Consider the following 19,292-nt stretch of genomic DNA (forward strand, 5'->3'; position numbering starts at 1 on the left):
AAGAGTCGGGACAGAAACTGCTTATTTTAAAGGCGGGGCCGAAATTTTGAATTCTTTCGGCAAGGGCGCACTAGCAGCGCTTTGCCCGGGCTTTTCGGAGCCTTTTCCTTTTCTGCCGACTTCCTGCCTTTTTCTCTCACGAGCGGATCAATTGCAGAATCGGACAGTAGCTTTGTATGCCAATAAATACGGGCCCTGGTGGTTTGTAAACACAATGTTCTGCTGATTTTTCGTCAGAAAATGTGACTTGCCTGAATCTCTCCGACTGAAGACAATATGCAGCAAAAGAGTTTTTTTCGGAGCAGAGAAATGACGGAATGCGCTTCCCCGATCATCGATGAGATCAGGCGCCTTGTGATGCAGTACGCGGCAGACAAAACCGGTCCGCAGATCGAATCCCCGATTGACGGGCTCTTTTTCTCCGTGCGCTACGGCAGCACGGGAACGTGCACGTGTTCGGTGTATGAGCCGTCGGTTGCACTGATGCTGCAGGGCCGCAAGATGACGACGGCCGGCACGCGCGTTTATACCTACGGCCGCGGAGACCTCCTCATCACCTCCATGGACGTGCCCACGACCTATCAGGTTTTGGAAGCCTCGCCCGACAAGCCCTTTGTCGGGATCGGCATCAGGATCGACGCGGTGGTGATGACGGACCTCATCCGGCAGTTGCCGTTGGAGGTCGATGCAGCTGACGACGCCTCCGTGCGCGCGATTACGCTTTGCCGCGCCGAAGCCGCGCTTGAAGAAGACTTTCTGCGTCTTGTGCAGATTCTAGATTCCCCGCGGGAATGCAAGTTCAGGGCGCCGCTTATTATCCGCGACATCTATTCCCTGCTTCTTTTGGGGGAACACGGGGAGAGCATCCGCAGAATCTTTACCAATAACTCGCGCTCAAGCCGCATTTCGCAGGCAGTGGGCTGGCTCAGAGACAACTACCGCGAGCCCTTAAGCGTGGAGGCGCTCGCAGACCGCGTGCACATGTCGGTGTCGTCCTTTCATCGGCATTTTAAGAGTGTGACAAGCGTCAGTCCCCTGCAGTTTCAAAAGCGCCTGCGCTTGAGCGAGGCCCAGCGGCTCATGCTCACCGAAGGCAAGGACGTTGCCACTGCGGCCTACGAAGTGGGCTACGCGAGTCCCACGCAGTTTTCCCGTGAATATAAGCACGCCTTTGGGGAAGCCCCGGGCAGAGACATTGAAGCGCGCCGCAGGCTTGTGGAGTGCCCCGTGTGCTGTCAGGCGCCGCAGGCGGCTTAAGCCTTCGTTTTTTCGCTGATGCGCTCTGCGATATAGGTAACGACAAGGAGCATTCGGTAGCGGGCCACGGCAGAAAGAATGAGACCGATTGCGACAAGCACCATGTCGCTGGCGTACGAGGCGGCTTCAGGCTTGTCGGTGTAACCGAAGGTCATCGCGAGCATAAAAATCACGGCAAAGGCGGTGACCGCGAGCGCTCTGCGGAAGGCCGAGCGGCAGATAATCCCGGGCTCATCCGTGATGTTGCCTTTGAGAAGCCCTCTGACGGCTGCGTCCACGGGCACGGCCCGCATCAGTTCTTTTTCGGAGAGAAAGACGCCCGCGGCGCGCATTCTTTCCTGCACTTCGCGGTATTTTCCTTCAAAGCGCAGCGCCCACTTGGGGTAAAAAAGGCGCAGACACTGAAACAGCAGGTAAAAAAGCGCCAGCGCAAAGCAGAAGGTGTTGATGAGCGTGTCGGTCTGATCGGTCATGGAAAAAGGAAAATGCGTTGCCGGGATTGCCCGCTATTGTGCCACCGCCGTCAGCGCGTACCGAAAAAAGACGGCCGGACGTACGCAAAACCGGCCGGCAGCCCGCTAAAATAGGTCTAACAGAGAAAATGGAGCATCTGTGGGCGGCAGGCCTTGAATTTAAGGCGCCGTGCCCTCACGTATGGGTGCGGATTTATTTTAGGAGCTCAGTCAGTTATGGCAGTCGACGTTATTGAAACCAATCTTGACGGTACCGGCCTTTCGATCGGTGTCGTTGTGTCCCGCTTTAATGAATATGCGGGCAAAGAGCTCTATGCCGCCTGTCTGGCTGAATTAAAGCGCCTGGGCGTCATGGAAGAAGACATCACCTACGTGACGGTGCCCGGGGCGCTCGAGATCCCGTTTGCGCTCTCGCGCCTTGCCGACACCGGTGACTACGATGCGCTGATTGCTCTCGGAGCCGTGATCCGTGGTGAAACGTATCACTTTGAAATCGTCTCTGACCGTTCTTCCGAAGGCATTGAACGCGTGAGCTACGACTTTGACATCCCCGTTGCCAACGGTGTTCTCACCTGCGAAAACGACGAGCAGTGCAAGGCCCGTACCGCGATGAAGGGTAAGGACTGCGCGCAGTGCGCCGTGGAAATGGCGCGGCTTGCGGAAAAGTTCCCGAGCGACTTCGCCGACTACGATGAAGATGACGACAATGATCGATAAACAGCATCTGCCGCTTGCAGGTCAGCGCCGCAAGGCCCGTGAGTTCGCCCTTCTCGGGGTGTATGAGTCCCTGATCAATAAGGATGCGGACTTTGCGGAAATCGATGCGGGGCTCCTTTCTGTGATCACCGACGCCGATGGCCCGATTGCGGGCTGTGACCTCACGCCCGAAGACTTTGATCACTGTGATCAGGCTTTCTGCCGCGAGATTCTGGCGGGCGTGATCGACAACCGTGCCAAGCTCGAAGAAGTGCTCTCACACCACGTTGACCGTGAGCTCACAAGGCTCTCCATGATCGAGCGTGCGTGCCTGACGATCGGGACGTGGGAACTCATGAACTGCCCGGAGACGCCCTACCGCGTGGTGATTAACGAAGCGGTGGAACTCTGCAAGCAGTTTGGGTCCGATAAGGGCTATAAGCTCGTGAACGGTGTTCTTGATAAGGTTGCCGGCGAAGTGCGTCCGCACGAGGCGGCAGCAAAGAAGTAAGCAATGCAAAACGGACGGATGCGGATTGTGCTCAGCAAAGCGCACCCGCAGACCGTCCGAAAGGCAATATTCGAAAGAGCGTGTTTCGGCTTCAAGATTCGGCCGGATCGCGCTCTTTTGCTTTGGTGCGTGCGCCAAGGCAAAAGTTAAAGGTGAAGAAAATGGCTCAAAACGGTGAATTTTCCATTATTGCGCAGTACTTCACGCACAACACGTTCGGTGCCTGGAAAAGTAAGGGCGTGGGAGACGACTGCGCCATCATCGATATGCCGGCAGGGCGTATCGCGGTCACGGCCGACATGATGGCGGTGGGAACGCACTTTTTGCCCGACACGCGCCCGGAAGACATCGGCTATAAGGCTCTCGCCGTCAATCTCTCGGACCTTGCGGCAGCGGGAGCTCAGCCGCGGGCCTTTTTCCTTTCGATTGCGTTGCCTGACCGTGACGACGCGTGGCTTGCGGGCTTTACGGCGGGGCTGATGGAACTCGCGCGTGAAACGCAGTGTCCGCTGTTGGGAGGCGATACAACCCGTACGGCAAGCGTGGGAGACGTCAGAGCCCCTGCCACCTTTTCCATTACCGCGATGGGAGATCTGCCGCCGCAGATGGGTTTGACGCGCGCCGGAGCGCACCCGGGGGACGACATTTGGGTTTCAGGCTGTGTGGGCGGGGCCTACGCCGCATTAAAGCACCGCTGGGGTGAGTGGACGCTGCCCGCGGAACTTTATCCGGCTGCAGCACAGCGCATGGACCGCCCGCAGGCGCGTCTCGCGCTCGGCCGCGCGCTTTTGAGTTCCGCTTCGGCCTGCGCGGACGTCAGCGACGGCCTGGCGCAGGACCTCGGGCACATTTTGGAAAGAAGCGGCGTGGCAGCCGACATCCTCTGGGACGCGGTGCCGCTGCATCCGGCAGTAAAAGCCCTCAGCGCCGACCGGCGCATTGAAGCGGCGATGAACGGCGGCGACGACTACGAACTCGTCTTTACGGCGCCGCATGAGAAAAAGGGCCTCATTGAACAGGCAAGCATCTCAGCGCTGACACCCGTGACCTGCATCGGCCGCATCCGTGAGGCGGACGACGCGACCGAGCGCCTCCTCATGCATGACGACAAGGGCAACACCGTTCTTTTGCCCGCGGGCGGCTATGATCACTTTGCGTAAGTCAAACCATCTGCTGTAGCTGCCATGGGTCTGAGAGAAAAATATTCGTCTGATAATCCCGCCAACCGCGTGCGCCCGGGCTGGGTCTTTACCTACCAGCATCCGGCGCATATGCTCGCGCTTTTTTTCGGGGCGGGGTGCCTGAGACCCGGGCCCGGCACCTGGGGAACGCTCGCAGGCGTCATTGTCTGGGCGTTTCTCGTGCAGTTTTTTGACTGGAAGGCGCTGCTTCCCATCATCATCGCGGGCTTTTTCTTAGGCGCCTGGGCAAGCCAAAAAACAAGTGACGACCTGGGTGTAGAGGACGCGGGCTGCATTGTGATTGATGAAGTGATCGCCGTCTGGGCCGTGTGCCTTTTTCTGCCGCAAAACTGGCTCGGGTGGCTTTCGGCCTTTGTGGCGTTCAGAATTTTCGATATCGTGAAGCTGCCGCCCGCTTCAATCATTGACGCGCGGCTTCACAACGGCTGGGGCGTGATGATTGACGATGTGCTTGCGGCCGTCTGGGCGCTTGCGGCGGTGCTTGCGCTTGACTGGGTCTGCACAACGCTCGGCCTTTCCTATCTCGGTATTTTCTGACGGGTGACAACGATGGATTTAACGGCCATTGACAGACTTTCTGAGGAGCTCGGGCGTGCGGCGCACAAAGCGGGCGCCGTTTTTGCCACGGCCGAAAGCTGCACCGGGGGCGGTATTGCGGCGGCGATTACCGACATTCCGGGGTCAAGCGCCTGGTTTGACCGCGGGTTTGTCACCTACAGTAATGCCGCCAAAACGGCCTTGATCGGCGTAAAGGAAGAAACACTGAAGGCGCACGGCGCGGTAAGCGAAGAAACAGCGCATGAAATGGCGGTGGGGGCGCTGACGCGCTCGCTTGCTACCGCCGCGGTTTCCGTGACCGGCATTGCAGGACCAACGGGCGCCGTGCCGGGTAAGCCTGTCGGAACCGTGTGCTTCGGGTTTGCAGAGCGCCGCAACGGCAAAGTCACGTGCCGCACGGAAACCATGCACTTTACCGGTGACAGGGCAGAGGTGCGGCAGCAGACGGTTGCGCATGCGCTCAAAGGGCTGCTAACCATTGTTAAGGCGGCATAACCGAAATAACTCAATTTGGAATTGACTTAATCGGACATTGACTCAATCTGAGATTGAGTAACTTCTTCAGCGACTTGCTCCGGTTTGGTCGGCTTGCCGATGAAATCTGAAAAACGCGCTCCTTTTTGAAGGGCGGCCGTCGGCAACCGGAGAAAAGCCCTATAACCCGATGGCGTCTACCGGTACCAACATGGCCCAGAGTAATCCGGACCTGCAAAAGGCCGTGAAGTACTGTCCCGCATGCAGCATAATTGTCTTTCCCGCAAAAAGACGCGGTGACTCAGTTGCGGTCACAGTGGCTGATAACGGTCCGGGGCTTCCTGACGGAAATCCCCAGCGGCTTTTTGATCCCTTCCGACGCGGCAAACGTGAAACGGCGGTTTCGGGGACCGGGCTGGGGCTGGCGATCTGCCGCACGATTGCGCGTGTGCACGGCGCGGAAATTTTTGCGACCGATTCGGTCTGGGGCGGGGCGGCCTTTACGCTGGTGCTCCCTCATGTGCCGATGGCCGAACTCGATGACGAAGATGCAATTGACGATGCAGGCGATGTGTCTGCAACTGAAGCCGGCGGCGGCCGTGGTTCCGCACTTCCGGCAGGAGGTGGAAAATGACCGCTGATATGCCGGCAGCCCGGATTCTCATTGTGGAAGCCGAAACGACGATTGCGCGTTTCGTGTCGGATGCCTTAAAGGAAGAGGGCTTTACCGTCTTTATCGAGGGGACGTTGAAGGAGGGGCTCACCGCCTGCTCAACGCGCCAGCCCGATCTCGTGGTGGTGGATCTGGGGCTTCCGGACGGCGACGGCCTGGATCTCATCGGGTCGTTCCGCACCTTTTCTACGGCCCCGGTGATTGTTCTGTCGGCCCGCACCGATGAGAAAAACAAGATTCAGGCCCTGGACCTCGGTGCGGACGATTACATCGCAAAGCCCTTCGGGATGGGTGAGTTGCTCGCGTGTGTGCGGGCGCAGCTGCGGCGCCGCGCGCTCATTAATCCGGAGACACCGGAACCGGCGGTGGATATCGGGGATGTGCATGTGGACCTCGGGGCCCGTACGGTGACGAAAAACGGGGAGCCCGTGCATCTCACAAAGCTCGAATACCGGTTGTTGCAGACCCTCATTGAGTCGCGCGGCAAGGTTCTGACGCAGCGGCAACTGTTGCAGCGTGTCTGGGGGCCTGCTTACGTCGAGCGCCCCCACTATCTGAGAATTTACATGTCGCGGCTTCGCGCCAAGCTCGAGGACGACCCCGCACGCCCGAAGTGGCTTTTAACCGAAGTGGGCGTGGGGTGCCGGCTCGCACTCTGAGGTATTAACCGCGTGCCGCGAGGGCTTTGGCCTTTGCGGCGTTAATGGCGTCGCGTGTGGCCTTGGCGGCAGCAGCGGAAGCCTGGGCAAACATTTCGTCCTTGCCCGCGTAAAGAATTGCGCGGCTTGAATTGACGGCAATGCCAAAGCCTGCGGCATCAAGCCCTGCAGCCACGGCGGCGTTCACGTCACCGCCCTGAGCGCCGATTCCGGGGATTAAAAGCGGCAGTGTCGGAGCAAGGCTTCGGATACGGGCAAGTTCCGAGGGCTGTGTGGCGCCCGCAACGAGCCCGAGCTCACCGTTCTTGTTCCATTCCTTCTGCGCTTTTTCCGCGACGATTTCAAACACCGTGCGACCGTCGGCAGTCTTGAGTTCCTCAATGTCGCGCCCGCCGGGGTTGGAGGTGCGGCACAAAAGGAAAATGCCTTTTTCCGGGAAGTTCTCCATGTAGGGCTCAACCGTGTCAAAACCCATGTAGGGCGAAAGCGTCACGGCATCGGCCTTGTAGCGCTCAAACGCTTCCCGGGCGTACTGTTTGGCGGTTGACCCGATGTCGCCCCGTTTCGCGTCCAAAATCACCGGAATGCCGGGATGGTTGGTGTGGATGTAATCGATGAGGGCTTCCAGAACGCTCTCAGCGCGCAGCGCGGCAAAGTAGGCAATCTGCGGCTTAAAGGCGCAGGCGTACTGAGCCGTTGCATCAATCACGGCGCGGCAGAAGGTGCCGACGGGATCGGGGCCGTTTTTGATGTGTTCAGGAAAGCGGCTGATGTCGGGGTCAAGTCCCACGCAGAGCAACGTCTCGGCGGAACGGGAGCGGGCGGAAAGCGACTCGGTAAAGGTCATGATTATTCTCTTGAGTCCGTGAGGTTGGGCGCGTCAGAGCGCCTGAAGTGACTGTAATTCTAAAGAGGTTGATATGACAGGCGGTCTTTTTACCTTCCTCAGCTGAGAAGAGGCAGACGCGTGACAGATGGCTTGGAAAAATTGTTGTAAAAGTTACGACAAAAACGAAATTGTCGTTTTATTTATGACGCCGTGGAGAACGACGTAAGTTTTGCGACAAAATTTTTCGTCTGAAAACATTGAATTAGGGCTGTTTTGCAGAAATAGGTATCCGGGCTCAAGGTCGAATCATGAGGAAAATACGGAGAAGTTAGTCTTCTTCTGCACGACATCAGTGCTTTTCATGGCGCGCACGCGTTTCTTTGCCGTTCCAAGAACAGCATTGAAGAGCTGGCGTGCATCGGAGAAGTAGGTTTGCAGTGCACTTTCCTGATCCTCTCCGGTTTTCAGGCCCAGCTCGATGACAAAGGACGGGGTGCGCGATTTCATAGCGGCTGAATATACCTTAAGCGAAAACTATGTGCATGGTTTGGCTGCGTTTGCTCCAAGATTAAAAAATTTCGAAAGCCCGCATTCCTCCCGGGGCTCAAGCCCCGGGAGGAATGCGGGAAATTCTGTGAAAGGCGCCGGTCACGCAGATGACCCCTGGTTTCAGCTCCAGGCGATTGCCCGTGTTGTAAACTGGCTCAAACTGAAACTCGGCGGCGAAAAAGCTCGCGAGAGCAAGTAAGCGCCGCACTCATCAAACCTTTGATTCTTTTCAATGGCTCAGTACAAACGTTCTGACTTTGAACTCATGGCGCCCGCAGGGAGCCGCGAGTCCCTCGCCGCTGCCATCGCCGGAGGCGCCGACAGCGTCTATTTCGGTGTGGGGCGGCTTAACATGCGGGCGCACGCCGCAGGAAACCTCATGGCCGAAGAAGTCCCCGAAATCATGGGGATCGTTCACGGGGCGGGGAAAAAAGGGTATCTCACCGTCAACACCGTTATTTACGATGAAGAAATCGGGGAGATGGAAAGCTTGGTCGACGCAGCCGTCACTGCGGGCGTTGATGCGGTCATAGCGTCCGATATGGCCGTCGTGCTTGCGTGCCGCAAACGCGGCATGCCCGTGCATCTTTCAACGCAGCTCAATATCTCCAACGCCGCAGCATTGGCCTTTTACGCGCAGTGGGCGGACGTGGCGGTGCTCGCGCGAGAGCTCACCCTCACGCAGACCGCGGCCATTGCCCGGGCTGTTCAAACGCAGCCCATTACGGGGCCCTCGGGCGCGCCCGTGCGGCTAGAGATGTTCTGCCACGGGGCGCTTTGTATGGCCGTGAGCGGCAAGTGCTACATGAGCCTTCACACACGCGGCAAAAGCGCAAACCGCGGGGAGTGTCTGCAAAACTGCCGCCGAACCTATGATCTCGTTGACCGTGAACGGGGCACGCAGTTAAGGCTTGAGAACGGCTACGTGATGAGCCCGCAGGACTTAAAGACGATCGGTTTTTTGGACAAGATGGTTGCCTCGGGCGTCAGAGTCTTCAAAATTGAGGGGCGCGCCAGGGGCGGCGACTATGTGCGTACGGCCTGTGAGTGCTATGACGAGGCTCTTAAAGCCATTGCCGACGGGACTTACACGGAAGCGTCACGCACAGCCTGGGACGATCGTCTTGCAACCGTTTTTAACCGCGGCTTTTGGTCTGGCTACTACCTGGGTGAAGAAACGGCAAAGCTTGTTTCCTCCTACGGGTCATGCGCCACGGAAAAGAAAGTTTTTGTCGGCCGCTGCATCAACTTTTTTGCGAAGAAATCAATCGGGCAGTTTGAGCTTTTAGCCGGCAGCATCCGCCCCGGCGAGAAGCTCCTTGTCACCGGTCCTACGACGGGCGCGGTGTATGTAACGCCCGCACTCATCATGGATGATGCGGGTGAAGTGAAGGAAGCCGGCAAGGGCGTGTCTGTGACATTTGCGGTCCCTGAGACCGTGCGGGCTAACGATAAGCTCTATCGGATTGACGCGACGCCGCACCGGGCTAAGGAACTGTAAGTCAACTACCCCTGACTGAAGTCAGAGGCTTGGCAACAGTCTTGGTTGACTAGCCTCAGTCCGTTTTCGGACGGACTCCGTTGGTTGGGAATCCGTTCCGTCGCAAGACGGGACGCAAACAGGCACCGCGGGATGTCGATCCTAGTCCCGCGCTCTGCGGTCTGCGGTTAAAAGCTCTGAGAGGTAGGAGCGGTGCTTCAGACAACAAACCCCTTCCAACATTGGCGAAGGATCACCACCGACCGCAAGGTCGAGCAGACGGAGCCCGTGAGGTATCCGTCAATGGAGAACAGTTTGAAAGTTTTTGTGTTGAATATGCGCGGGCAACCGCTCATGCCGTGCTCCCCGCCCAAGGCGCATAAGCTCCTTCGGGCCGGGAAGGCCGTGCCTGTGCGCCGAACGCCCTTTGTGATTCAACTGACGGTGCCGACGGGCGAAACCAAGCAGCCGATCACCTTGGGTGTGGATGCGGGCTACAAGCACGTCGGCCTGAGCGCAACGACCGCCAAGGAAGCGTTGTTGGCTTCCGAGGTNTACGGACTTGCTCTCGAATCGCTTGGCACTTCGCCGCGCCCGACGCAACCGCAAGACCCGCTGCCGTGCGCCGCGTTTTGATAATCGCATTCGATCAAAGCACAAGGGTTGGCTTGCGCCGTCCGTGGAGAACCGCATTCAGGCGCACATATCGCGCATTGAAGCGGTTTGCCGAGTGCTTCCGATCACCAAAATCGTGATTGAAACCGCATCCTTCGACATTCAGAAGATCAAGAATCCCGAAGTCGAAGGCACGGACTATCAGCAGGGCGAGCAGCTTGGCTTTTGGAACGTGCGCGAATATGTGCTGTTCCGCGACGGTCACGTTTGCCAAGCCTGCAAAGGCAGATCGAAAGATCTGATTCTCAACGTGCATCACATTGAGAGTCGGAAAACGGGAGGCGACGCGCCGGGCAATCTCATCACGCTGTGCGAGGCGTGCCACAAGGCGTATCACGCAGGCAAGTTGAAGCAGTTCAGTCCCCGGCGCGGCGCTTCTTTCAGGGCAGAGACTTTCATGGGCCTCATGCGTTGGACGGTGCTCAACCGCCTGCGCGAGCGCCATCCCGAATTGTCTGTCACGAATACCTACGGGTATCTGACAAAACACAAGCGCATCGTTGCGGGCTTGCCAAAGACGCATTGCGCGGACGCTTTCTGCATTGCCGGCGTTCTCGACGCAAAACGTCGGGGCGAATACCTGTTTCAGAAACAGACGCGCCGCCACAATCGCCAAATCCACAAGCTGACGATTCTCAAAGGCGGTGTGCGCAAGCGCCATCAGGCTCCGTACCTAGTGCACGGCTTCAGGCTCTTTGACAAGGTGCTGTGCAAAGGGGAAGTCGGCTTTATTTTTGGCAGACGCTCCTCGGGTGCATTCGATGTGCGCCGTCTGAACGGTACAAAGATTTCTGCCGGTATTTCGTACAAGAAACTTTCGCTTCTTGAGAAGCGAAAGACGTTTTTAACCGAACTGAGAAAGGAGGACCGCGATTCCTCCCGCGTCTGAAGACGCGGGTTTCCTCGCGGAATTTCTATGAAGAATATTCTCGTCATCGGCGCAGCCGGTCAGATCGGCAGCGAACTCGTGCCGGCCCTCAGAAAACTCGGCTTTATGACGGTCGCAGGCTTTTCCAGAACGCCATTGACGCCAGAGCTGGCCGCAGGCGGCCCTTCGGAGAGAATCGATATTCTCGACGGCACGGGGCTCGTTGACGTCATCCGCCGTCACCGCATCGACACGGTCTTTAACCTCGCGGCGATGCTCTCGGCAAAAGCCGAAGCCCAGCCTTTGTCAGCCTGGAACGTGGGTGTAAACGGCCTGTTAAACGTCCTTGAAGCTGCCCGTATCGAGCATTGTGCGGTCTTTACGCCGAGTTCAATCGGCGTCTTCGGGGACTCGACCCCGCACGCGAAAACGCCCCAGGACACGGTGTGCCGTCCCAAAACCGTCTACGGCATCACGAAAGTCACCGGAGAGCTTCTTTCTGACTACTATTTTCTGAAGTACGGTGTGGATACGCGCTCGGTGCGTTATCCCGGGCTTATCAGTTCCGTGACCCCGCCCGGGGGCGGCACCACGGACTACGCGGTCGACATTTTTTACAGCGCCGTGCGCGGTGAAACGTATGTGTGCCCGATTGCGGCGGGGACCTTCATGCCCATGATGTACATGGATGACGCCGTTGATGCGGCCGTCAACCTCATGACCGCGGATCCCGCCGGACTCATCCACCGCAACAGCTTTAACGTGACCGCGTATTCCTTTGATCCCGAGGGGATCGCGGCTGAAATCCGCCGCGTCATACCGGACTTTTCGATGCGCTATGAAGTCGATACGCTGAGACAGGGTATTGCCGAAAGTTGGCCGGATTCGCTCGATGACACCGCGGCCCGCAGCGAGTGGGGATGGGCGCCGAAGGTGACGCTCTCCGACATGACTGAACGGATGATTGCCGCTTTAAGGCAGCGCCTGTAAGACAGCAGAGAGGCGTTGGCCTCAGTTATTTTTGGTGGCACAAAAAAGCCGCGGATCCCGAAAGATCCGCGGCTTGGAACTACTTGGATTCGTCAGAGACGATGGGTGATTACATCATCCCCATGCCGTCCATGCCGCCCATGCCGGCCGGAGCCGCAGCGGGCTTATCTTCCGGATAGTCGGCGACCATGCAGTCGGTGGTGAGGATGAGGCCGGCGACGGAAGCCGCGTTCTGCAGCGCCGTGCGGGTCACCTTTGTGGGATCAAGCACGCCCATGGCGACCATGTCACCGTATTCGCCGGTCTGAGCATTGAAGCCGTAGTTGCCTTCGCCCTTGCTGACGTTGTTCACGACAACGCTGGGTTCGTCACCGGCGTTGGCAACGATCTGGCGCATCGGTTCTTCCATGGCGCGCAGCACGATCTTGATGCCGGCGGTCTGTTCGTCGTTGTCGCCCTTCATATCCTTGATGGCGAGCTTGGCGCGCACGAGAGCCGTGCCGCCCCCGGGGACGATGCCTTCTTCAACGGCAGCGCGGGTGGCGTGCAGAGCATCTTCAACGCGGGCCTTCTTTTCCTTCATTTCGACTTCGGTCGCGGCACCAACCTTCACAAGGGCCACGCCGCCGGCGAGCTTGGCAACGCGTTCCTGAAGCTTTTCACGGTCGTAATCGCTCGTGCTTGCTTCAATCTGCTGACGGATGTTGGCAACGCGGGCAGCGATGGCATCGGCCTTGCCGGCGCCGTCGATGATCGTGGTGTTTTCCTTCGTGACTTCGATGCGCTTGGCGGAACCCAACTGCTCAAGCGTCGTCTTATCGAGCGACAGGCCGAGGTCAGAGGTGATGACCGTAGCGCCCGTGAGCACTGCGATATCTTCGAGCATGGCCTTGCGGCGGTCGCCGAAGCCCGGGGCCTTCACAGCCACAACCTTCAGAATGCCGCGGATGGAGTTCACAACGAGCGTGGCAAGGGCTTCACCGTCAACGTCTTCAGCGATGATGAGAAGCGGGCGGCTCGCCTTGGCGACCTGTTCAAGAACCGGGAGCAGATCACGGATGTTGCTCACCTTCTTGTCGTGCAGCAGCACGAAGGGATTCTCGAGCACGGCGGCCTGACGTTCCGGCGTGTTGATGAAGTAGGGCGAGAGATAGCCGCGGTCAAACTGCATGCCTTCCACGACTTCGAGTTCGTTGTTGAGGCTCTTGCCGTCTTCGATCGTGATGACGCCTTCCTTGCCGACCTTTTCCATGGCCTTGGCAATGATGTCGCCGATTTCAGTATCGGAGTTCGCGCTGATGGCGCCGACCTGAGCCACTTCCTTGTTGGTTGTGGTGGGCTTGGAGAGCTTCTTGAGTTCAGCAATCGCGGCGGCCACGGCCTTGTCGATGCCGCGCTTTAAATCCATCGGATTCATGCCGGCGGCAACGTACTTCATGCCTTCGTCAACGATGGCCTGCGCGAGAACCGTGGCGGTCGTCGTGCCGTCACCGGCGTTGTCGTTGGTTTTGCTCGCAACTTCGCGGACCATCTGAGCGCCCATGCTCTCGTACTTGTCCTTGAGATCGATTTCCTTGGCAACGGTCACACCGTCCTTGGTAACGAGCGGACCGCCGAAGGCGCGTTCAAGCACCACGTTGCGGCCCTTGGGACCCAACGTAACCTTAACGGCGTTGGCAAGGGTATTGATGCCGCGGACCATGCGCACGCGGGCGTCATCACCGAAAAGAACCTGTTTTGCAGCCATTTTGACTACTTCTCCAAAAAATGATTTGTGTTCAGAAAATTCCGTGCGGTGTCAGAGGCAATCAGCCTTCCACAACACCCATGATGTCTTCTTCGCGCATCACGAGGAATTCCTCGCCGCCGACCTTCACGGTCTGGCCGGAATACTTGCCGAAGAGCACGCGGTCACCGACCTTCACATCCATCGGCAGAAGCTTGCCGGCTTCATCGCGCTTACCCGGACCCACGGCGACCACTTCACCCTGATCGGGCTTTTCACCGGCGTTGTCGGGAATAACGATGCCGCTGGCGGTGGTGCGCTCAACTTCCAGGCGCTTGACAATAACGCGATCGTGCAACGGACGAATCTGCATTTTTTGAACTCCAAACTGATATTGAAATCTTCATGCGGACGGGTTTTTGATTTCCGCCCGCAACTTTGATTGGTTGGGAGCCGGTACCCGTGAGGGCCCCCGGCTCAGGCTTTTGGCTATATGGGGACTGGGCCTGTTTTTTTCAAGGGGCGCACCCGCTAAACTGTTAAAAATCCTCTAACGGCCTTCGTCTTGTCCCGATGTTTTCTTCGAAATTTATTAAAAATCAGACCTGTGCGTTGGTTCTGTCTGCCGCAGCGGCCGCGGCCTGCGCAGCGCAGCTTCCGCCGGAACTTGCGGCCGCCGCCAAAAAAGAGGGGATTACGGAGACCTCTCTCGGGCTTTGGGTGTCGAAAGCCGGGGCGGATAAACCGGTATTGTCCGTCAACAGCCGGCGTCCGATGAATCCGGCAAGCGTGATGAAGGTCGTGACCACGTATGCGGCGCTTGACATTCTGGGCCCGGCGCACCGCGAAACCACCACGCTTTATTCCGCAGCCGGGATTGATGAAAAGGGCGTTCTGCGTGAAGCGTTTTTAAAGGGGACCGGGGACGCGCATTTTGTCGCTGAAGACGTCTGGCTTTTTGCCGAGCGCCTCGCGGGCCTGGGCGTAAAGTGCATCGCCGGCAACATCGTTGCCGACCGCACGGCCTTCGATGCGGCAAGCCGTGTGGAGGACCAGGGGAGTTTTGACGGGGCAGCCTCGCGGCCCTACAACGTGGGGCCCGACCCATTGGCTGCCAACTTTAAGACGGTGTCGCTCACCTTTACGCCGCAAACTCAGGGCCGCGTGCGGGTTTCGGCGCTGCCGCGCCTTTCCGGCATCACGGTTCCGGAAACTATCCGGGGAGTTAAAGGCTTCTGCGGGGACGTGAAAGCCAAGGTGGGTGTGACGCTAGAGGGCGGCACGATCCGCTTTTCCGGGTCGTATCCGGTTTCCTGCGGCGTAAAGACCGTGCACTATGCGCTTTTTGACGAAAACGTCTATCTCACGGGGATTTTGAGGGACGCTTTGGCGCGCGCGGGGATCACCTGGAGCGGCCGTATCGTCGACGGGGAGGTGCCCGCAAGCGCCAAAGCAGTTGCTTCGGCTGAGTCGGCGCCCCTTTCTCAGACCGTCACCTGGATCAATAAGTTTTCCAATAACGCGATGGCGCGGCAGCTTTTTATGACGCTTTCCTTTGCGGACGCGGACGGCATGACGCGCCCCGCAACTCTGGCAAGAAGCCGCGCGGTCGTTACCCAGTGGCTTCAAACGAAGGGCATCAACCCCAAGAGCGTTACGATCGATAACGGCTCGGGCCTTTCGCGCACCGCCCGGATTTCAGCTGAGACACTCGGGCGCGTGTTAAACCGCGCATGGGTGAGCCCCGTGATGCCTGAGATGATGGCGAGTCTTCCTGCCGCGGGCGTTGACGGCACGATGAAAAAGCGGGGCCTAAAGACGGGCTCAGCGCACATCAAAACGGGCTATCTGAAAGACTCGCGCTCGGTGGCGGGGTGGGTGACAACACCCGCGGGTGACCGCTACACCGTTGTGATGATGGTTAACAGTAAGCGCCCTGATGGCGCCAAGGCGTTTTCTGACGCCGTTCTTGCCTGGTGCGCCGGGCGCCGCTAAGCAGCGTGTAAAGAAAAGGCCCGGTTTGTTTTCCCGGACCTTGTCGCGACTACTTCGCGTTTTCTTCAAGCGCCTTAATGAACGCGTCTTCGGTTAAGAGTTCCGGCAGGATCGTGGCCTTCCCCTTCGTGTTGTAGAGAAGGTAAAGGGGAACGCCCGTGCGGCCGAAGCTGTTTAAGGTCTTTGTGATCGTTTCATCGCGGCTTGTCCAGTCGGCGGAAAACCGTTTGTAGCCCAAGCGCGACATCACGGCTTCGCTCTTGTCGGTCCGGATGGCGGTTGCCTTGTTGTACTGACAGGTCACGCACCAGGCGGCGGTGAAGTCAACCATCACGGGTGACCCGCTGTTTACCGCTTCACTTACCGCTTCCGGAGACCAGGGCTGCCAGCCGTCTTCTGCGTCCCCTGACGCTGTTGACCGGGCATCAAAAAGGCCCGCGGCAATCAGCCCCACGCACACGAGCGTGAGAATGCCGCCGAAGTACTTCAGAACCGTTGCTTCACCCCGGCCGTACTGCTCACGGCCCACGGCCCAGAGGCACGCGGCAAGTGCCCCTGCCGCAAGAAGCACGGCCACCAGGCCGTAGCCGTTCACCTGGCGCGACAAAACCCACACAAGCCAGAGGGCGGCCGCAGCCATGGGAATTGCCATGATCTGCTTAAAGCGCACCATCCAGGGGCCGGGCTTCGGAAGCCAGCGCGTCCACACGGGCACAAGCGTCAGAATGAGCCAGGGCAGAGCCATGCCAAGGCCCAGCGCAAGGAATACGGCCGAGGCCGTCACCGTGCTCTGCGTCACGGCGTACCCGAGTGCCGCACCCATAAAGGGCGCCGTGCAGGGCGACGCAACAACCACGGCAAGCACACCGGTCCAGAAACTTCCGGCCGGCCCCGTTTTAGGCAGTTCCCGCGCCGCGCGGCTGTCCGCGAGATGGCTTGCCGCCGTAAATTCAAAGGTGCCGATGAGGTTCATCGTAATTGCGGTGAAAAGGAGCGCCAAAACGGCAACTACCCACGGGCTTTGCAGCTGAAAGCCCCAGCCCACGGCGCTCCCCACTCCCCGAAGCACCATCAGGGCGCCGGACAGAAGGAGCATGCACACCAAAACGCCCGCGGTAAACATCGCTCCGTGCAGCGCCAGAGATCCTTTGCGGCGGCTGCCGTCCACAAGCTGCAGAATCTTGAGGCTTAAGACCGGAAAGACGCAGGGCATGAGGTTCAGAATGAGACCCCCTAAAAACGCAAAGGCAACGGCGGCTTTCACCGACATCGAAACAGAAGACGTACCCTCAGCCCCGGCCTGCACCGTGATGCGGGTGTCCGCAACAGGCGTAGAGGTGCCTGAGACAGCGGCGGGCGCAATGCCCGCGACTTCTCCGGCCGCAACCGGAAGCGTCGTCTGAATCGCCCAGCCGCCGGCTAACGGCCCGTCGTCCGCGACAATCACACCGGTGAGAGCCTTCGTTTCCTTACTTTCCACAAACTTTTTGTGGGCGGTGAGGTAAAGTGACGTGCTTCCGCCCGACTTTTCAATGCGCGTGGGCTCTTTGAGGTCAATGACGTTACGCTCAACGGGATAAAACGCGACCGTCTTATCGATCTTTCCGGCTAACTGCGTGAAGTCAATGCGGATGCGGTTTTCTTCCATCACCGCCTTAATGCGGTCTGTCTGCACCGTTTCCGGGGTGTTGCGTTTGGTTTTCTCAAAAAGGGGCGCTGCGTCAGAAGGTTCAGAGGCAACGCGCACCGGCACGGAGAATTTGAGCTCGGCTTCGCCCGGAATGCAGACGTCCTTGCAGGCAAGCCACTCGACCTTGGCGCTGATGCGGCCTGAGGTGCCGTAGGGCGTGCCCCAGGGGATATCAAGATTAAAAGGCAGAAGCGCTTCGCCCGAATACACAAAGCTTGTGAGGTGTCCTGTCTTCTGTACTGAGGGCAGCGGCCAGTCCAAGGGCGTTATCTGCCAGTTTCTCGGCAGTTTCCACTTTATTTCCGTGGGGTAGCCGGTGTCCCCGGGAAACTTCCAGTAGGTGTGCCACCCCGGTTCGTGCTTTAAGCGGATGCCGACGTGGTAGGCCGCCTTGGGGGTGCCTGCCGTGCGGTCGGCAACAATTTCCGCCGTGATCGTTTTGGGAGCGGCCGAGGGCCCGAAGGGCGAAGACTGAGCCAGAGCCGGAAGAGCGGCAAGGCCCAGTGCCGCAGCGCCAAAGGCGCAGGCGGCACTTTGAAGACGGGATAAAAACGTCATGCAGGTTTACAGCAGTTTGAAGGATTCACGGGCCGCGGCAATCGTGGCGTCAATGTCCGCATCAGTATGCGCCGCCGACACAAACCCGGCTTCGAAAATTGACGGAGCGAGGTAAACGCCTCTTTCAAGCATCGCGTGAAAGAACGTGCCGAAGACCTTGGCGTCGGCCTTCATCACATCGTTAAAGCCCTGCGGCAGCGCCGGGAGAAAAAAGAGCCCCATCATGCCGCCGATGCTTCTTGCGCAGAAGTCAACGCCCGCGTCTTTGGCGGCTGCCGTGAGCCCGTCGGTGAGTTTCTTCGTCTTGGCGCCGAGACTTTCATAGAACCCGGGCTTCTGGATTTCCTTAAGCGTTGCCAAACCGCAGGCGACCGCGACGGGGTTGCCGGAGAGGGTGCCTGCCTGATAAACGGGGCCCAAGGGAGCGATTTTGCTCATGATTTCGCGGCTTGCGCCGAAGGCTGCAACGGGCATGCCGCCGCCGATCACCTTACCCATCATCGTGATGTCGGGAACGACGTTGTAGATGGACTGCGCACCGTGCAGCGCCACGCGGAACCCCGTCATCACTTCGTCGACAATCAAAAGCGCACCGTACTGGGTGCAGAGTTCCCGCATCGTGTTGATGAATTCCTGCGTGGCAGGGACCATATTCATGTTGCCCGCGACGGCTTCAACGATTACGCAGGCAATGTCTTTGCCGTGAGCCTTAAAGCAGTCAACAAGCGCCTGCGGGTTGTTGTATTCGAGAACGAGCGTGTGTTCGGTAAAGCTGGCGGGCACACCGGCAGAAGAGGGGTTTCCGAACGTGAGCATGCCCGAACCCGCTTTCACGAGCAGGCTGTCGGAGTGACCGTGGTAGCACCCCTCAAACTTCACGATCTTGTTGCGGCCCGTGTAGCCGCGCGCAAGGCGAATCGCGCTCATGCCGGCTTCGGTGCCGGAACTCACCAGACGCACCTGCTCGATGTTGGGCATGATCTTGACGATTTCTTCCGCGAGCTCCGTTTCCCCTTCGGTGACGGCGCCGAAAGAAAGGCCTTTTTCAACGGCTTCCTCAACGGCCTTAATTACCGCGGGGTGATTGTGCCCGAGAATCATCGGGCCCCAGGAGCCGATGTAGTCGATGAACTGCTTGCCTTCAGCGTCCCACATATAGGCGCCCTTGGCCTTACGGATAAAGCGGGGAGCGCCGCCCACGCTTCTGAAAGCACGCACCGGGGAATTCACGCCGCCCGGAATCGTTTTCTGAGCGCGTTCAAACAGTTCTTCATTAATGCCCATTTTTGTTGCCTTTTTGTTCTGTACAGGATCGGCAGACTGTCCTTGCGGCAGGCTGCCTGCGCCAAAGCCTTGTCAAGAAGCCTTCGGCAGGAAAATGTTTGCTTTCGGACTGACTTTTCGGGGTCGCTCCGGCAGGCGGCAACAG

At 58.7% G+C, this 19,292-nt stretch carries 20 protein-coding genes; 13 read left to right on the forward strand and 7 right to left on the reverse strand.

The features are described 5' to 3' along the window. Positions 1-309: 309 nt before the first annotated feature. Complete coding sequence (locus BQ7486_RS08565) at positions 310-1,257, forward strand: AraC family transcriptional regulator (protein WP_074009719.1); 948 nt, start codon at positions 310-312, stop codon at positions 1,255-1,257. Here BQ7486_RS08565 and BQ7486_RS08570 read toward each other — a convergent pair. Continuing rightward, a complete protein-coding gene (locus BQ7486_RS08570) occupies positions 1,254-1,730 on the reverse strand; it encodes a hypothetical protein (RefSeq protein ID WP_074009720.1) in 477 nt (158 codons plus the stop codon). The two genes, BQ7486_RS08565 and BQ7486_RS08570, sit on opposite strands and share 4 nt — an antisense overlap. 216 nt (positions 1,731-1,946) lie before the next feature. Between BQ7486_RS08570 and ribH the strand changes: the two genes are divergently transcribed. From ribH to BQ7486_RS08605, 7 genes are all read left to right on the forward strand, one after another. Then, a complete protein-coding gene (gene ribH, locus BQ7486_RS08575; protein ID WP_022373908.1) occupies positions 1,947-2,447 on the forward strand; it encodes a 6,7-dimethyl-8-ribityllumazine synthase in 501 nt (166 codons plus the stop codon). Then, positions 2,437-2,937 carry a transcription antitermination factor NusB gene (gene nusB, locus BQ7486_RS08580; protein ID WP_074009721.1) on the forward strand — a complete coding sequence of 167 codons (501 nt, stop codon included), beginning with the start codon at positions 2,437-2,439 and terminating at the stop codon, positions 2,935-2,937. Before ribH ends, nusB begins: the two co-directional genes overlap by 11 nt. Before the next feature lie 161 nt (positions 2,938-3,098). After that, the gene (thiL, locus tag BQ7486_RS08585) at positions 3,099-4,097 is read left to right on the forward strand and encodes a thiamine-phosphate kinase (RefSeq protein WP_022373906.1); all 999 of its coding nucleotides are present in this window, start codon (positions 3,099-3,101) and stop codon (positions 4,095-4,097) included. Between the two features lie 24 nt (positions 4,098-4,121). After that, positions 4,122-4,676 (forward strand): phosphatidylglycerophosphatase A family protein, encoded by a 555-nt coding sequence (locus BQ7486_RS08590; protein ID WP_235836778.1) that lies wholly within the window; start codon positions 4,122-4,124, stop codon positions 4,674-4,676. 12 nt (positions 4,677-4,688) lie between these two features. Beyond that, positions 4,689-5,192 carry a CinA family protein gene (locus BQ7486_RS08595; RefSeq protein ID WP_022373904.1) on the forward strand — a complete coding sequence of 168 codons (504 nt, stop codon included), beginning with the start codon at positions 4,689-4,691 and terminating at the stop codon, positions 5,190-5,192. 106 nt (positions 5,193-5,298) lie between these two features. Then, entirely contained in the window at positions 5,299-5,805 is a 507-nt protein-coding gene (locus BQ7486_RS08600) for an ATP-binding protein (protein WP_143183123.1), read from the forward strand. Continuing rightward, positions 5,802-6,503 (forward strand): response regulator, encoded by a 702-nt coding sequence (locus BQ7486_RS08605; RefSeq protein WP_235836779.1) that lies wholly within the window; start codon positions 5,802-5,804, stop codon positions 6,501-6,503. The genes BQ7486_RS08600 and BQ7486_RS08605 overlap by 4 nt, the downstream gene beginning before the upstream one ends. Before the next feature lie 4 nt (positions 6,504-6,507). On the opposite strand, the gene pyrF is transcribed toward BQ7486_RS08605, so the two are convergent. Further along, positions 6,508-7,350 carry an orotidine-5'-phosphate decarboxylase gene (gene pyrF, locus BQ7486_RS08610; protein WP_022372423.1) on the reverse strand — a complete coding sequence of 281 codons (843 nt, stop codon included), beginning with the start codon at positions 7,348-7,350 and terminating at the stop codon, positions 6,508-6,510. Positions 7,351-7,638: 288 nt separating this feature from the next. Then, positions 7,639-7,839, reverse strand: a complete 201-nt coding sequence (locus BQ7486_RS08615; protein ID WP_074009723.1) for a hypothetical protein — start codon at positions 7,837-7,839, stop codon at positions 7,639-7,641. Positions 7,840-8,113: 274 nt separating this feature from the next. Between BQ7486_RS08615 and BQ7486_RS08620 the strand changes: the two genes are divergently transcribed. The 4 genes from BQ7486_RS08620 to BQ7486_RS08630 all read left to right on the forward strand — a co-directional run bounded on the left by BQ7486_RS08620 (position 8,114) and on the right by BQ7486_RS08630 (position 11,894). Further along, a complete protein-coding gene (locus BQ7486_RS08620) occupies positions 8,114-9,382 on the forward strand; it encodes a peptidase U32 family protein (protein WP_074009724.1) in 1,269 nt (422 codons plus the stop codon). A 282-nt stretch (positions 9,383-9,664) separates the two neighbouring features. Then, the gene (locus BQ7486_RS12395) at positions 9,665-9,997 is read left to right on the forward strand and encodes an RRXRR domain-containing protein (protein WP_268874089.1); all 333 of its coding nucleotides are present in this window, start codon (positions 9,665-9,667) and stop codon (positions 9,995-9,997) included. Further along, positions 9,924-10,925: an RNA-guided endonuclease IscB gene (iscB, locus tag BQ7486_RS08625; protein WP_268874090.1), complete on the forward strand. Its 1,002-nt coding sequence runs from the start codon at positions 9,924-9,926 to the stop codon at positions 10,923-10,925. The genes BQ7486_RS12395 and iscB overlap by 74 nt, the downstream gene beginning before the upstream one ends. A gap of 27 nt (positions 10,926-10,952) precedes the next feature. Then, positions 10,953-11,894: an NAD-dependent epimerase/dehydratase family protein gene (locus tag BQ7486_RS08630; protein ID WP_022373525.1), complete on the forward strand. Its 942-nt coding sequence runs from the start codon at positions 10,953-10,955 to the stop codon at positions 11,892-11,894. Between the two features lie 109 nt (positions 11,895-12,003). On the opposite strand, the gene groL is transcribed toward BQ7486_RS08630, so the two are convergent. After that, positions 12,004-13,641 (reverse strand): chaperonin GroEL, encoded by a 1,638-nt coding sequence (gene groL, locus BQ7486_RS08635; RefSeq protein WP_022373526.1) that lies wholly within the window; start codon positions 13,639-13,641, stop codon positions 12,004-12,006. Between the two features lie 61 nt (positions 13,642-13,702). Continuing rightward, positions 13,703-13,993 (reverse strand): co-chaperone GroES, encoded by a 291-nt coding sequence (locus BQ7486_RS08640; RefSeq protein WP_022373527.1) that lies wholly within the window; start codon positions 13,991-13,993, stop codon positions 13,703-13,705. 200 nt (positions 13,994-14,193) lie between these two features. Between BQ7486_RS08640 and dacB the strand changes: the two genes are divergently transcribed. Then, the gene (gene dacB / locus BQ7486_RS08645) at positions 14,194-15,615 is read left to right on the forward strand and encodes a D-alanyl-D-alanine carboxypeptidase/D-alanyl-D-alanine endopeptidase (protein WP_074009725.1); all 1,422 of its coding nucleotides are present in this window, start codon (positions 14,194-14,196) and stop codon (positions 15,613-15,615) included. A 49-nt stretch (positions 15,616-15,664) separates the two neighbouring features. Here dacB and BQ7486_RS08650 read toward each other — a convergent pair whose 3' ends face one another. Further along, entirely contained in the window at positions 15,665-17,863 is a 2,199-nt protein-coding gene (locus BQ7486_RS08650) for a protein-disulfide reductase DsbD family protein (protein ID WP_084765853.1), read from the reverse strand. A gap of 6 nt (positions 17,864-17,869) precedes the next feature. Beyond that, on the reverse strand, positions 17,870-19,147 hold the full coding sequence (gene hemL, locus BQ7486_RS08655; RefSeq protein WP_074009726.1) for a glutamate-1-semialdehyde 2,1-aminomutase: 1,278 nt from the start codon (positions 19,145-19,147) through the stop codon (positions 17,870-17,872). Positions 19,148-19,292: the final 145 nt, after the last annotated feature.

Source organism: Duodenibacillus massiliensis (assembly GCF_900128485.1).
Lineage (GTDB): Bacteria > Pseudomonadota > Gammaproteobacteria > Burkholderiales > Burkholderiaceae_F > Duodenibacillus > Duodenibacillus massiliensis.

Bases quoted from the DNA above. Each gene is read 5' to 3' on its own strand.
- BQ7486_RS08650 (WP_084765853.1), bottom strand. From the start codon at position 17,863: ATGACGTTTTTATCCCGTCTTCAAAGTGCCGCCTGCGCCTTTGGCGCT.
- thiL (WP_022373906.1), top strand. From the start codon at position 3,099: ATGGCTCAAAACGGTGAATTTTCCATTATTGCGCAGTACTTCACGCAC.
- groL (WP_022373526.1), bottom strand. From the start codon at position 13,641: ATGGCTGCAAAACAGGTTCTTTTCGGTGATGACGCCCGCGTGCGCATG.
- pyrF (WP_022372423.1), bottom strand. From the start codon at position 7,350: ATGACCTTTACCGAGTCGCTTTCCGCCCGCTCCCGTTCCGCCGAGACG.
- BQ7486_RS08615 (WP_074009723.1), bottom strand. From the start codon at position 7,839: ATGAAATCGCGCACCCCGTCCTTTGTCATCGAGCTGGGCCTGAAAACC.
- BQ7486_RS08570 (WP_074009720.1), bottom strand. From the start codon at position 1,730: ATGACCGATCAGACCGACACGCTCATCAACACCTTCTGCTTTGCGCTG.
- BQ7486_RS08605 (WP_235836779.1), top strand. From the start codon at position 5,802: ATGACCGCTGATATGCCGGCAGCCCGGATTCTCATTGTGGAAGCCGAA.
- BQ7486_RS08565 (WP_074009719.1), top strand. From the start codon at position 310: ATGACGGAATGCGCTTCCCCGATCATCGATGAGATCAGGCGCCTTGTG.
- BQ7486_RS08620 (WP_074009724.1), top strand. From the start codon at position 8,114: ATGGCTCAGTACAAACGTTCTGACTTTGAACTCATGGCGCCCGCAGGG.
- hemL (WP_074009726.1), bottom strand. From the start codon at position 19,147: ATGGGCATTAATGAAGAACTGTTTGAACGCGCTCAGAAAACGATTCCG.
- dacB (WP_074009725.1), top strand. From the start codon at position 14,194: ATGTTTTCTTCGAAATTTATTAAAAATCAGACCTGTGCGTTGGTTCTG.
- BQ7486_RS08630 (WP_022373525.1), top strand. From the start codon at position 10,953: ATGAAGAATATTCTCGTCATCGGCGCAGCCGGTCAGATCGGCAGCGAA.
- BQ7486_RS08590 (WP_235836778.1), top strand. From the start codon at position 4,122: ATGGGTCTGAGAGAAAAATATTCGTCTGATAATCCCGCCAACCGCGTG.
- BQ7486_RS08595 (WP_022373904.1), top strand. From the start codon at position 4,689: ATGGATTTAACGGCCATTGACAGACTTTCTGAGGAGCTCGGGCGTGCG.
- BQ7486_RS08640 (WP_022373527.1), bottom strand. From the start codon at position 13,993: ATGCAGATTCGTCCGTTGCACGATCGCGTTATTGTCAAGCGCCTGGAA.
- nusB (WP_074009721.1), top strand. From the start codon at position 2,437: ATGATCGATAAACAGCATCTGCCGCTTGCAGGTCAGCGCCGCAAGGCC.
- ribH (WP_022373908.1), top strand. From the start codon at position 1,947: ATGGCAGTCGACGTTATTGAAACCAATCTTGACGGTACCGGCCTTTCG.